This window comes from Micromonospora sp. SD12 (assembly GCF_052068495.1).
GTDB classification, from domain to species: domain Bacteria; phylum Actinomycetota; class Actinomycetes; order Mycobacteriales; family Micromonosporaceae; genus Micromonospora; species Micromonospora echinofusca.
Window position 1 is genome coordinate 101,635 of sequence record NZ_JBQHDF010000018.1, and the last position, 13,041, is coordinate 114,675.

The 13,041-nt window shown below is 67.5% G+C and carries 6 protein-coding genes; 3 read left to right on the top strand and 3 right to left on the bottom strand.

Annotated features, from left to right (window positions below):
* Nucleotide 1 precedes the first annotated feature (1 nt).
* Together ACTMS2_RS25045 and ACTMS2_RS25050 are read left to right on the top strand one after the other, a co-directional pair.
* Nucleotides 2-2,803, top strand: coding sequence for a helicase-related protein (locus ACTMS2_RS25045; protein WP_441177579.1), 2,802 nt, complete (start codon nucleotides 2-4; stop codon nucleotides 2,801-2,803).
* Nucleotides 2,800-7,725 (top strand): class I SAM-dependent DNA methyltransferase, encoded by a 4,926-nt coding sequence (locus tag ACTMS2_RS25050; RefSeq protein WP_441177580.1) that lies wholly within the window; start codon nucleotides 2,800-2,802, stop codon nucleotides 7,723-7,725. The genes ACTMS2_RS25045 and ACTMS2_RS25050 overlap by 4 nt, the downstream gene beginning before the upstream one ends.
* 199 nt (nucleotides 7,726-7,924) lie before the next feature.
* On the opposite strand, the gene ACTMS2_RS25055 is transcribed toward ACTMS2_RS25050, so the two are convergent.
* The 3 genes from ACTMS2_RS25055 to ACTMS2_RS25065 all read right to left on the bottom strand — a co-directional run bounded on the left by ACTMS2_RS25055 (nucleotide 7,925) and on the right by ACTMS2_RS25065 (nucleotide 9,769).
* Nucleotides 7,925-8,119 carry a DUF397 domain-containing protein gene (locus tag ACTMS2_RS25055; protein WP_441177581.1) on the bottom strand — a complete coding sequence of 65 codons (195 nt, stop codon included), beginning with the start codon at nucleotides 8,117-8,119 and terminating at the stop codon, nucleotides 7,925-7,927.
* Nucleotides 8,112-8,993, bottom strand: a complete 882-nt coding sequence (locus ACTMS2_RS25060; protein ID WP_441177582.1) for a helix-turn-helix domain-containing protein — start codon at nucleotides 8,991-8,993, stop codon at nucleotides 8,112-8,114. Before ACTMS2_RS25060 ends, ACTMS2_RS25055 begins: the two co-directional genes overlap by 8 nt.
* 278 nt (nucleotides 8,994-9,271) lie before the next feature.
* Complete coding sequence (locus ACTMS2_RS25065; RefSeq protein WP_441177583.1) at nucleotides 9,272-9,769, bottom strand: hypothetical protein; 498 nt, start codon at nucleotides 9,767-9,769, stop codon at nucleotides 9,272-9,274.
* A gap of 275 nt (nucleotides 9,770-10,044) precedes the next feature.
* Here ACTMS2_RS25065 and ACTMS2_RS25070 point away from each other — a divergent pair, with 275 nt between their 5' ends.
* Nucleotides 10,045-12,918, top strand: a complete 2,874-nt coding sequence (locus ACTMS2_RS25070) for a DEAD/DEAH box helicase (RefSeq protein WP_441177584.1) — start codon at nucleotides 10,045-10,047, stop codon at nucleotides 12,916-12,918.
* The last annotated feature ends 123 nt before the right edge of the window (nucleotides 12,919-13,041 follow it).

Here is a 13,041-nt window from a genome sequence, read left to right on the forward strand (position 1 = left end):
GATGACCACCTCCCAGGCCGCGACCTTCGCCCCGGGCTCCCGCATCGTCGTCCGCGACGAGGAGTGGCTGATCCGCAGCGTCAAGACCGGCACCGCCGACGGCACCATGATCAAGGCGGTCGGGGTGTCCGAGTTCGTGCAGGACGTCGAGGCGACCTTCTTCACCGCACTCGAGGACATCACGCCGCTGGTGCCCGAGGAGACGGAACTCGTCCAGGACACGTCGTCGCGGTTCCGGCAGAGCCGGCTGTTCCTGGAGGCCGTGCTGCGGCGTACTCCGCTGCCGCGTACCGAGAAGGGCCTGGCCCTGGCCGACCGGTTCCTGCTCGACCCGCTGACCTACCAGCAGCGCCCCGTCGAGCTGGCGCTGTCCGGCCTGCGGCCGCGGATCCTGCTCGCCGACGTGGTCGGCCTGGGCAAGACCCTGGAGATCGGGCTGATCCTCGCCGAGCTGATCCGCCGGGGCCGGGGTGACCGCATCCTGGTGGTCTCGCCGCAGCAGGTGCTGGAACAGTTCCAGCGCGAGCTGTGGACCCGCTTCGCGATCCCGCTGGTGCGGCTGGACTCGACGGGCATCCAGCGCATCCAGCAGGAGATCCCCGCCGGGCGGAACCCGTTCACCTACTTCAAGCGGGCCATCATCTCGGTCGACACGCTCAAGGACGCCGGCCAGTTCGGCCACCACCTGGACGCCACCACCTGGGACGCCGTCGTCATCGACGAGTCGCACAACCTCATTAACCGGGGCACCCAGCGCAACGAGCTGGCCCGCCGCCTGGCCGCGAAGACCGACGCGCTGCTGCTGGCCAGCGCCACCCCGCACAACGGTGACAAGGAGTCCTTCGCGCAGCTGATCTCGCTGCTCGACCCGGCGGCCATCGCCAACGAGAAGGACTACCAGGCCAAGGACATCGCGCACCTCTACCTTCGCCGCACCAAGATCAGCCCGGAGGTGCGCGACCAGATCGGCGACCGCTGGGCCGAGCGCGGCCCGTCACAGGCGGTGCACTGCGCGGCCGGCCCGGTCGAGGAGCAGATCTTCGACGAGCTGACCGACGTGTGGCTGGCCGGCAAGTGGACCGACGAGGCGATCACCGGGCAGCACCGGCTCTTCCCGTACACGCTGTTGAAGTCCTTCCTCTCCTCCCATCGGGCGCTGCACGAGACGGTGACCAACCGGCGCAAGAAGGCCACCGGCACCGAGCGGGCGGCGCTGGACCGGCTCGCGGAGCTGACCTCCGCGATGACCGACCGGGACTCCAGCAAGCTCAATGGGCTGGTCGACGAGCTGAAGAAGATCGGCGTCGGGAAGAACAGCGACATCCGGGCGGTGGTCTTCTCCGAGCGGGTCCCCACCATCAAGTGGCTCGCCGAGGTGGTCCCCGGGATGCTGGGCCTGAAGCCGAACCAGATCCGGGTGCTGCACGGCGGGGTGGCCGACAAGGACGAGCAGACCATCCTCCAGGAGTTCGAGTTGGCCGGCAGCGACGTCCGGTTGCTCTTCACCGGTGACGTCGCCTCCGAGGGTGTCAACCTGCACCAGCAGTGCCACCACCTGATCCACTACGACATCCCGTGGAGCCTGATCCGGATCGAGCAGCGCAACGGCCGCGTCGACCGCTACGGGCAGAAGCACCAGCCGCAGTTCCGCGCGCTAATCCTCACCTCGGAACGTGAGGACGCCAAGGACGACCGGACGGTCGCCGAGAAGCTGCTCGACCGGGAGGAGACCGCCCACCGCAGCCTCGGCAGCGTCGAGGCGGCGACCGGCCTCTACGACGCCAAGGCCGAGGAGGACCGGCTGGTCCGTGACCTGCTCGCCGGCAAGACGGTGGAGGAGTCGTACGCGGAGGCCCACGAGGAGATCGACGTCATGGCCGACCTTTTCGGCGACGTCGGCACCGCACCAGTCACCGCGGACGTGCCTCAGGCGCGAGTGCCGAAGCTCTTCGACTCCACCCGCGACTTCGTCGACGCCGCCCTGTACGAGATCTACGAGGACCGGCCCGAGGATCACATCGACCTGCGCCGGGAGGACGAGCTGCTGACCTTCCTCGCCCCCGACGACCTGGTGCACCGGCTCACCGACCTGCCCCGCTCCTACCTGCGCGCCCACCGCGAGGGTGAGGACCTGCGACTGAAGGTCACCTTCGACCGGCCGCTCGCGCAACGCAAGCTTGACCAGGCCCGGCAGAGCAAAACCCCGATGTGGCCGGAGATCGCCTTCCTCAGCGACGTACACCCGATGGTCGACTGGCTGGTCGACAAGGTGCTGATCCGGCTCGGTCGCCAGCAGGCGCCGGTGCTCACCGCCGACGTGACCGCGCCGACGTTCCTGATCCAGGGCGTCTACGCCAACCGTCTCGGCCAGCCCACGGTCGTGCAGTGGATGGCCGTCACCGGCCTGCCCGCGTCACCGACCATCCGGCCCATGGACGAGGTGCTGCGGGAGGCCAACGTCGGCCCGGCCATGGTCAACCGCGCCGAGACCATCGCGATCGCTCCGCTGAAGGAGCTGCTGCCGGCGGCCGTCGACGTGGCCCGGCGGTACCTCGAAGGCGAACGCGACGCCTGGGCCGAGGCCAACGCCGAGCCGCTGTGCCGCTACCGCGAGCAGTTGACGACCTTCCAGCAGGCCAGCCTGCTCGACGAGCTGCCCGGCCCGCACCGGGAGAAGCGACGCCAACGCGTCGACGCCACCGTCGCCGAGCAGCACGACCTGCTCGACCGCCTGGAAACCGCCGGCGACCCGCTGCTGCGGGTCCTCGCCGTCCTCGTACCGTCGCAGGAGAGTGCCGCATGAGTTTCGAGTCGCTGACCAACCGCGGCGAGTACCTCTCCGCCCACTACCTCGCCGAGATCCTGCCCACCACCCTCAAGGGCGGCCTGCTCAAGCAGTGGGCCGAGCGGGAGAAGAGCGGCGAGCAGACGCCGCGCACCCGGTTGCGCCGGATGCGCCGGCCCTTCTTCGACGCCAAGACCGAGCTGACCGACGTCGACTTCTTTGACCCGGAGCGGCTGCGCAAGCACCACCGGGACGTGCTGGAGGCGCTCGGCTTCGACCCCCAGCCACAGACCGTCACCGTCGAGCGGACCGGCCAGGAGTACGAGGTCCGCGTCGCCCACGCCGAACTGGAGGCCGCGCACGGCATCGTCGCGCTGGACTGTGGTTGGGCGGTCGACACCGAGGCGGCCCAGGACCCGGACGGCGCCGGTCGCCTGCTCGACCCGCTCACCCTGTCGAGCACCGAGACAATCGAGACGGGCGCCAAGCTCGCGTCCCTGCTGTTCGCCGCCGACAGCCCGAAGCTCCGCTACGTGCTGATCCTCAGCGGTGGCGTGGTCACCCTCGCCGACCGCACCGTCTGGGGCGAGGGCCGCTACCTGGCCGTCAGCTTGGACACCGCGTACGCCCGCAACGACGACAAGGAACTCGACGTCGTCGCCGCCCTCTTCGGCGCCGACTCGCTGCGCCCACCCGCCGAGGGTGGCACCGAACCTCTCGCTGACCTGGTCGCCGGCTCCCGCCAGCACGCCGTCGGGGTGTCCAGTGAACTCCGCGAGGGACTGAAGGTCTCCGTCGAACTCATCGCCAACGAGGTCCTCGACCAGATCCGGCGGGCCGGCTACCAGCCGCAGCAGGTGATGGCCCTGGACGAGCTGGCCAAGGAACTCGGCCGGGAGGCCCTGCGCTACCTGTACCGGATCCTGTTCCTGCTCTACGCCGAGGCGCGTCCCGAACTCGGCGTGCTGCCGGTCAACGACCCCCAGTACGTCGAGGGCTACAGCCTCGCCCGCCTCGGTGACCTGGTGTCCCGGCGGATGGCCCCCTCTGCCGAGGGCAGCTACCACCTGTACGAATCGCTGGACCTGCTGTTCCGCATGGTCAACGACGGGCACCGGCCGCGTGGCGGCGCGGCGGTCGACGAGAAGGCCAGCGAGGGGGAGGGGCTGCGCTTCGAGCCCATGAAGTCGGACCTGTTCCTGCCGGAGAAGACCAAGCTCATCGGCCGGCTCATCCCCGAGCCGGACGCCGACGACATGGACGACGCCGACGCGCCGAAAATCGACACCCGGCTGCGCAACAAGGTCCTCTACGAGGTGCTGCGCCGGCTCATGCTCACCAAGGGCGGCAAGAAGCGCCGTGGCGGCTTCATCTCGTACGCCCAGCTCGGCATCAACCAGCTCGGCGCGGTCTACGAGGGCCTGATGTCGTACACCGGTTTCGTCGCCACCGAGCAGCTCTACGAGGTCGCCAAGAACGGTGACCCGAAGGACGGCTCGTGGATGATCCCGGCCTCCAAGGCCGACGAGTACGACGACAACGTCTTCGTCTACAAGGAGGACCCGTACACCGGCGTCCGCAGCCGGGTCAGCTACCAGCCCGGCCAGTTCGTCTACCGGCTCGCCGGCCGGGACCGGCAGACCAGCGCCTCCTACTACACCCCACAGTCGCTGACCGAGGTGACCGTCCAGCTCGCCCTCAAGTACCGCCTCGACCAGGACGGCACGGTCACCCCGGCCCGGGAGCTGCTGGACTGGACGATCTGCGAGCCGGCGCTCGGCTCCGGCGCGTTCCTCAACGAGGCGATCAACCAGGTCGCCGCCGAATACCTGCGCCGCCGCCAGAAGGAACGCGAGATCACCCTCGACCCGGAGCAGTACCACCTCGAACTCCAGCGGGTGAAGGCGTACATCGCCCTGCACAACAGCTACGGCGTCGACCTCAACCGCACCGCTGTCGAGCTGGCCGAGGTGTCGCTCTGGCTCAACGTCATGCACGCCGGCCTTCAGGCCCCCTGGTTCGGCCTGCACCTCCAGCGCGGCAATTCGCTCATCGGCTGCGGACGCATGACCTACGAGGCGAAGCAGCTCACGGACAAGTCGTGGCTGACCACCGCCCCGGCGGAGAAGCCTTTCCGGGACGGGCCGATCGACGAGGGCACCATCCACCACTTCCTGCTCCCGGCCGACGGGTGGGGCGCGGTCGCGGGGGAGAAGGAGGCCCGCGAGCTGGCGCCGGCCGAGACCGCCCGGCTCAAGGCATGGCGTACGGCGATGAAGCGCGCCCCCTCCGCCAAGGGCAAGAACTCACAGGTCAAGCGGTTGCAGGCGCTGGCGGGGCGGGTGGAGTTCCTATGGGGGCTGGTGCAGCAGCGGCTCGCCATCTCCGAGCGGGAGATCCGCCGCGACATCCGGGTCTGGGGCGCAGACGACCTGCCTCCGGTCACCGAGGCGGTGCCCCGGGACGAGATCCTCGCCGACCTGACCGCGCCCGGCACGCCGTACTGGCGGCTCAAGACGCTGATGGACGTCTGGTGCGCGCTGTGGTTCTGGCCGCTGGACAAGGTCGGCCTGCTCGACGGCTCCGACCCGGCGTATCCGGCCGCGCCTGTCCAGGTCTCCCACGTCAAGGACGAGCCAGCGTACGAGGAACCGCCGGTCTACGAGACTGCGGACATCTTCGGCAACGTGCAGCCGCAGCAGATGAAGATGCCGACGAAGGCGACCGGCACCCGGCGGATGACGGTGGCGGAACAGCTTCGCCAGCAGGTGCCGCTGTCCAACCTGGACGACTGGCTGACCTTCGCCGAAGCACTCATCGGCCGCAGCGACGTGGACGAGGACACCGAGCGGTTCTACGGCAGGAAGCTGACCAGCCTGAGCGAGATGAGTGAGTTTGAGCGGAAACTGGAAGGCGTTAGTGGCGTCGACTCGCTTGGAACCCTCAACGACCGTTTCCCCTGGCTACTCACCGTCCACCAGATCGCTAATCAGCAAGCTTTCTTCCATTGGGAGCTAAATTTCGGTCTGGCCTTTGCAAAAGGTGGCTTCGATATCCAGGTTGGTAATCCACCATGGGTGCAACCCGTCTGGGACGAGGACGCGCTCCTTGCCGAGGAGGACGCCTGGTTCGCGATCGTCGGCAAGCCGGACCTTACCGCGAAGCGTGAGCGTCGATGGAACCTGCTCCGCCGAGGCAAGTCTCATGATCTATTCAAGCAAGAACGAGCGATAGTATCAGGTATTGCCAACTATCTAACCGCGTCAGCTAACTACCCCGTGCTTGCTGGTAGTCAGCCCGATTTCTATCGAGCTTTCATGGTGAGAGCCTGGAAAAGTATCGGCTCCGGAAAGGGGGTCGCTGGACTTATTCATCCTGACACACATTTCTCTGGTGTTCATTTTGGCCACCTCAGGTCCGTCGCCTATCGTCATCTACGCGCCCATGCGACTTTCATCAATGGGGGCAATTGGGCTTTCCCTCGGCCAGTGGGTGATACCAAGCCCTTCGGAATGCACATCTATGGCCGCCAACGCCCTGCCGAATTTGTTCACGTTAGCCACCTTTACGGAGCGCAGGTACTCGCGCAATCATTCGATCATGACGGCGAAGGACCTCTGCCAGGTATTAAAAATGAGAAAAAATGGGACCTCCGTCCGCACAAGTTGAGGCTCTTTCAAGTCGACACTGAGGTTCTAGCTGGCTGGCGCGATCTCTCTGGCGACAAGGAAAGCCCTGCCGACGCTGCAGCGCTTCTCTACCCGCTGACCGCTGCTGAGCGACGACCGCTGTTGGCGTTGTCATCGGCCCGCCTCAGGGTGGGTATGCTTGACCCATTCGTTAGTTCAGGCTGGCATGAAAAGGGCGCGCAGACACGTGGACTGATCCGCTGGGAGTCGACCTCGCCGAATCAGCCTGATGAAGCGATATTGCAAGGACCGCATGTTGGAGTCGCTTTACCGCTCGCGAAAGAGGCGAGAGTTCCCTGCAAATCGCCTAACGATTGGGATCCTCTCGATCCGAAGACCGCTGCTCCCCTCTTTTCGGCGCGGACCAATTTCGTTCGTTCGTGTGATCGTCGGCGCTTTCAGGATTCGCAGGATTCTTGGCGCGGGCGTCGGTATTCAGAATATTACCGGCTGGCCTGGCGAAAAATGATCGCTTTCAATAGCGAGCGGAGCCTTTATGCCGCTCTGATTCCGCCGGGTCCCACTCACATCGATGGCCTTTATTCGATGGCGTTTCGGGAAAATGCTACGACCGCGCTCGCGGCTGGTTTTTGGGCGTCGCTGCCACTAGACTACTTGCTCCGAATAACTGGTAAGAAAAACCTGCATCCGTCCGACCTTCCGTTCATGCCGGCGGGGGAAAGCGATCATCCATTAGCTTCTGCGCTCCTGCTGCGCGCGTTACGCCTCAATTGTCTAAGCGCCAGCCACGCCGATCTCTGGGAGGAGCTCTTTGACGCGGCGTGGCCGCATGAAGAAGACTGGGCCGTCGAATGGCCTGGGATGGAGTCGCTCTCAAATGTCGATCCCGTGTGGAGTCGCTCGACTGGTCTTAGGTCTGAGCGGGAAAGGCGTGCTGCTCTCGTTGAAGTCGACGCCCTAGTGGCGGCGTGGTTGGGAATTCCCTCCGATGATCTAGTTGCCGTATATAGAACTCGTTATCCAGTCCTTGCTGAGCGGGAGGCGGTCACCTGGTTTGACGCCTCAGGCATGAAGATCTGTGGTGATAGCAGGTCGCGTGGTTTGAAACAAAATCGGGATGACTACGCCCAACTTGTGGCGTACTTAGATCATCCGCAGCGGAATCTAGTTCCGCAAGGCTATGCTGCGCCGTTCTATAAGGCGGATCGGGAAAGCGAGTACCGGCAGGCCCATGCCGCGTTCAGCAAACGGCTTCGAGATGCGACCAACGGAGGCTGGCGGTCGTCGTAGTCGGTTACACTTTGTAGCGAGAGCAGTTTCTTCCCGTAACGTGAAGCGGCGGTCTAGCCGTTGAGCGTAGTTGCGTGGCGGAACTGCTGGAACTGTTTAGCCAGAGGGCTGAGTTGGCGCGTGGGGGAGCGGGGTGGATCTTTGCACGATGGAAGCGCGTCCGGCAGGGTGCTGGCCGCGCCTCCGTCTGATGTGCAGTTCAGCGCGCAAACTTCGTTGACCGGACGAAGTCGGTCCAAGCGTTAACGGTGAAGGTTAGGGCGGGCCCAGCCGGGTCCTTGCTGTCGCGTATGGCGACTAGGCCGGGCAGGTTGTCGGCGACCTCCACGCAGTTGCCGCCGTTGTCGCCGCTGCGGGTGCTCTTGCGCCACTGGGCGCCGGTCAGCTCAGCCATGGTGGACCTCTCTGACGATCTTGTTGATCAGATACCTCGATTGTTGCTTATCGAGGGCCAGTGACGTGAGGCTCGTCCAGACTTCTTCGTAGATTGCGAGTTCGTCCTTGCGGTCGAGGTAGAGCGCGCCGGTAAGCGACTCGCTGTAGATGACCGGTGGGTCGGGATCGACCCGGTTGCGGAGCGGGAAGTCCAACATGACGAAGGGGCCAGCGACCGCGCCGAAGTGGAGTCCGGCGCTGAGGGGCAGCACCCGGATCGAGACGTGGGGGAGCCTGCCGACGTCGAGCAGGTGTCGTAGCTGTTCGGCAATCGTGGCGGGACTACCGACGACCCGGAGGAGAACCGCCTCGGAGAGGACGACCTCGAACTGTGGTGCGGGTGGAAGGCGGCGTTCCAGGAGCGCCTGACGTTGCAGTCGAACCTCGACCAGCCGCTCCCGATCGTTCTGAGATATGCGCGAGCGGTGCTGGTACACGCCATGGGCGTAACCTCTGGTCTGGAGCAGCCCGGGTATCAGGGTGTCGTCGTACTCGCGAAGGCGGGAGGCGGCTGATTCCAGGCCGACGTAGAGTTCGAACCACTCCGGGATGGCGTCGCCGTACGAGTGCCACCAGCCCTTGGCCTTGGTCTCGTTGGCCAGGGCGGTGAGCGCGCCGGTCAGCTCGGCGGTCGCCCCGTACAGCTCGCACATGGCCTTGGCGTCGACGGCGCGGACCGCGCCGAGGCCGGTCTCGATGCGCCACATCTTCTGCCGGCTGCACTGCAACGCCTCCGCCGCGCCGTCGAGGGTCATCCGGGCCTCGGTGCGCAGCTCGCGCAGCGCCCGCCCGAGTTGCCGTCGCGGCACTGTCGATCCCATGTCGTCGGCCATCCGCCACCCCTCTCCGTGTTGCACGGTGTTACATCTCGACGCCATCGTTGAAACGTGGGACCGTTGCCGTTCGGCGATTCTCCGGCGGCTCCACTACATCAATAGCGATACGCGTCTGACCATACAAGACGGTCCCGACAACAGTCATATACGCGCAATTCCCATGCGACGATTGTCGGCGTACCAATGGGGGTCCTGCATGTTTCTTGGGGTGGTCGGAATTCGTCGCCGGCTCCGGCGGGTCGGCCGGAGCCGGCGGTCGGGGCGGGCAGTTGGGGTCAGCCGGCCAGTGGGCTGAAGCTGCGGCCGTCGAGCACGTTGATCAGCTCGTCGTCGCGGTGCACCTCGTAGCCGCGCCGCCGCAGCTCGGCCACCAGTTCCGCCTCATCGCTCAGCGGGATCTCCAGCAGATCGCCGTTGAGCACGGTGGCCTGCTGCTTACCGAAGCGTGTGCGCAGATCCTTCGGCAGCAGCGTGAAGGCCCGTTCCGCCACCAACGGTGGCCAGTCTCCCTCCAGGACCGAACCCACCTCGTTGATGTTGAACGGTTCGTCGTCCGCGGGGTCCTCGTCGGGGTCGTAGTACTCCGGGTCGGCGGGGTTCGACACGTGGGTGGTCCGGATCCTCCGGGCCTCACCCCAGGTGCGGGCGGCGGCGATCGCCTTGATCTCGGCGGCCTCCTCGGCGGCGGTGTCCGCGTCGGCGAAGGCGAGGCAGTCGTGCATCTGCGCGTGGCCGTAGACCAGGCGCCGGGTGGTCGGGTGGTGCGTCGTCATGATCCAGATCCTGCCCGAGGCGGACGAAGGCATGATCAGGTGTTGGTGTGGGTCCCACCGACGGGACCGGGTCGTGTCATCGGCTGGACGGTCAGAGATGATCGCGAAGGGATGGGCCCGACCTACGGTCCGCGCCGACGATCGTGCCCGGTCGGGCCAGTCACCTCCGACTCCTCCGCCCCTAATGTGGTCCGGACAACACTCGCCGGCACCTGCATATCTCAGGCGCGGGACAGCGGCGCTGCCACGGCGCGGAGCCGTCGCCGAAACCGCGGGTGACGGGGGTCGACATGGGTGCCGGCGCGGAGCGGAAGCTCGTCACGGCCGTACGACAGGCACTGTCGCAGGGACCGATGCCGCAGGAGGATCTGCTCGTCGCGCTGCGGCAGGCCGGCGTACGCACCGACAGCAGCGGCCTCTACATCGCGTGCACGACGCACGGCCTCGCCGATCTGCGGGGCCACATCTGGGAACCACGCGGCTGGGCCGCCCCGGCGGTCGAGACCGGGACGGCCGCTCCGCAACCGAGCCCGCCCGCCCCGGCCGGCAACCGGCGCGCAGCCGCCGAGATCCGCCGGCTCGCCTCCTCCATCGGCGTCCCCATGGACGAGCCGACCCCGCCGGTCGGTCCCGTACCCGCCGCCTGGCCACGGATCGCCGAGCAAGCGACCCGGGCGCTGCACGAGGAACTCCGGGCCGTCACCGACCGGCGTACCCTCCAGGACGTACCCGTCAGCGGCGGTGTCGTGGTCGCGGAGACCACCTCCCGGAAGCTCATGCGGTTCGAGGCCGAGGGTGACCTCGGGGTGTCCGAAGGCGCCCAGGCGACGCTCGTCGTCGACGGCACGCCGATCGACGTCGAGGTGGTGTCGGTCTTCGGCAACGTGGTGACCCTGTCGGTGCCGCCCGGGGCGACCGTGCCGGAGGAGGCCGTACTGCGCTGCGACCTCTCCTGGTTGCTCTCCTCCCAGAGCAAGCGGCTCCGCGAGCTGACCAACGGTGGGCCGGGCTTCAACGCCGAGGCCGCCGCCCTGCTGACCGCCAGCCGGGCCGCCGTGCCGGACGACCTGCCGACCGTCACGGCCGAGCACCTCAACCACGGCCAGCGGTACGCCGTCCAGCTCGCCCTCACCCCCGGTGTCACCTGGCTCTGGGGCCCGCCGGGGACGGGGAAGACCACCACCATCGGCACCCTCGTGGCGGAACTGTGCGTACGCGGGCTACGCGTTCTGCTCACCGCCCCGACCAACGCCGCCGTCGACATCGCGGTCAAGTCCGTCCTGAAGGAGATCCCCGAACTCGCCGGCGGCGGGCTGGTGCGGCTCGGCCAGCCCTCCGACACCGACCTCGTCGGGCGGTCCGACGGGCACGTCCTGATCGACGAGATCGCCGCCAAGCGTGGCGAGGTTCTGGCTCGGAGGCGGGTCCGTGAGGGGCAGGAGATTCGCGATCTGCGGCTGCGGCTCAAGGCTCTGCAACGGCGGCACGCGAACCTCACCGACGCCGATCAGGAGGAGCGGCTGACCCTGGAGCGTGGTCTGGCCGAGGCGACCGCCACGATTCGGGAACTCGATGAGGCACTGCACCAGGTCCGCCGGCAGGTGTGCCGCGAGGCCGAGGTTGTGGCGGCCACCTCGCACCAGGTGGTGCTGCGGACGCTCCGCGAACTCACCTTCGACGTGGTGATCCTCGACGAGGCGAGTATGACCACGACGGCGCTGGCGATGCTCGTGGCGGGCGCAGGCAGCGGACACACCATCGTCGCGGGCGACTTCCGGCAGTTGCCGCCGGTCGTCGTCGCCGACACGCCGGCCGCCCAGGAGTGGCTGCTGAAGAGCCCGTTCGAGAAGGCCGCGGTGGACCTCGCGGTCGGCGGGAGGACGACGCCGGGTCGACTCGCGGCGCTCACCGAGCAGTACCGCATGCGCAGCGACATCAACCACGTGGTGAGCGAGGCGTTCTATCCGGAGAGTCCACTGATCACCGGACCGAAGGTGTCCACCAGACCACGACCCAGCTGCGCGGACTGGGCCGACGGGGAACTTGTCCTGCTCGACACCTCGCAGCTGGGCGCACGGACCGCCCGTAAGCAGGGCATGTCCTCCCGGTACAACCTGATGCACGCGCAGCTCATCGCCGGGCTCGTCGCTGGCTCGGGCGGCGACGTGGCCAGCCTCGGTGTCATCTCACCCTTCGCCGCGCAGGCCGGTCTGCTGGAGTCACTGCTCCCGGAGGCAGAGCAGGTGGGCTGGGCCGCCTCGACGGTGCACCGGTTCCAGGGCGGGGAGCGGGACATCGTCGTCTACGACACGGTGGACACCGGCCGCGGCGTACGCCCGCTGCACCGCTGGTTCACCGAGGGCGAGGCCGGCGGCACGGGCGCCCGGCTGCTCAACGTGGCGGCCAGCCGCGCCCGCGACCACCTCGTGGTCGTCGCCGCCTTGGACCAACTGCACCGGCAGCGGACCGCCAGGGACGCGGTGCGGCGGTTCTTCGCGCGGCTGGTCGAGCGGGGGCGGATCCTCACGGCGGACGAGGCGCTCCACAACGCGTCGGTGACCCGCCGGGTGACCCACGACATCATCGAACTGCTGGTCGCCGACCTGGCGGACGCCAGATCGGTGGACATGTGGCTGCCCCGCGCACCACTGCTCGGCCTGAAACCGCTGATCCCCTCACTGAAGCTGATCGCCGAGCAGGACGTCGACACGGAGCCGGTGACGGTCTGGGTCGAACCGGACCCCGACGGATACCTCTCGGCGGAGGCGATGGAGGCCAGACGTGGGGGCGTGAACATCCGCCCGTGCACGCCGATCCTGGAATCCAGTGCCGTCATCGACGACGTGGTCTGGACCTCGACCGGTTCGCTGCTCGGCCCGGACCCCGGTGTCGTCCTCCGCACCCGGCACGCGGGGTTCGCCGACGCGGTGCGGCGGGCACAGCGGCGACGGCCCGGCATCGCACCGGGCAGCGGGCAGCTCGGCGACGACTGCGGACGCTGCGCCCGCATGCTTGTCCGCTTCGAGGTGGGCCGGCGTGGTCTGCCGACAGTCGGGTACGGCTGCATGCACTGCGACAGCTCGTCCGGTCGACGCTCTCGCCCTGTGACTCGTGACGGGGTCGACCTGGCCGGGCTCAGGAGTTTCTGAGGTCGAGACGGACAGCGCCGATTCGGGGCGTCGCGGCGTCGGCCGTCCGCGCGGTCCTCGCCGGGAGCATGGCGCTCCGGGCCGACCAGATCAATGGTCGCCCGAAACCGCTGCCCGTAGAGG

Excerpts from the sequence above, each read along its gene's own strand:
- ACTMS2_RS25045 (WP_441177579.1), top strand. The coding sequence starts at position 2 with ATGACCACCTCCCAGGCCGCGACCTTCGCCCCGGGCTCCCGCATCGTC.
- ACTMS2_RS25050 (WP_441177580.1), top strand. The coding sequence starts at position 2,800 with ATGAGTTTCGAGTCGCTGACCAACCGCGGCGAGTACCTCTCCGCCCAC.
- ACTMS2_RS25055 (WP_441177581.1), bottom strand. The coding sequence starts at position 8,119 with ATGGCTGAGCTGACCGGCGCCCAGTGGCGCAAGAGCACCCGCAGCGGC.
- ACTMS2_RS25060 (WP_441177582.1), bottom strand. The coding sequence starts at position 8,993 with ATGGCCGACGACATGGGATCGACAGTGCCGCGACGGCAACTCGGGCGG.
- ACTMS2_RS25065 (WP_441177583.1), bottom strand. The coding sequence starts at position 9,769 with ATGACGACGCACCACCCGACCACCCGGCGCCTGGTCTACGGCCACGCG.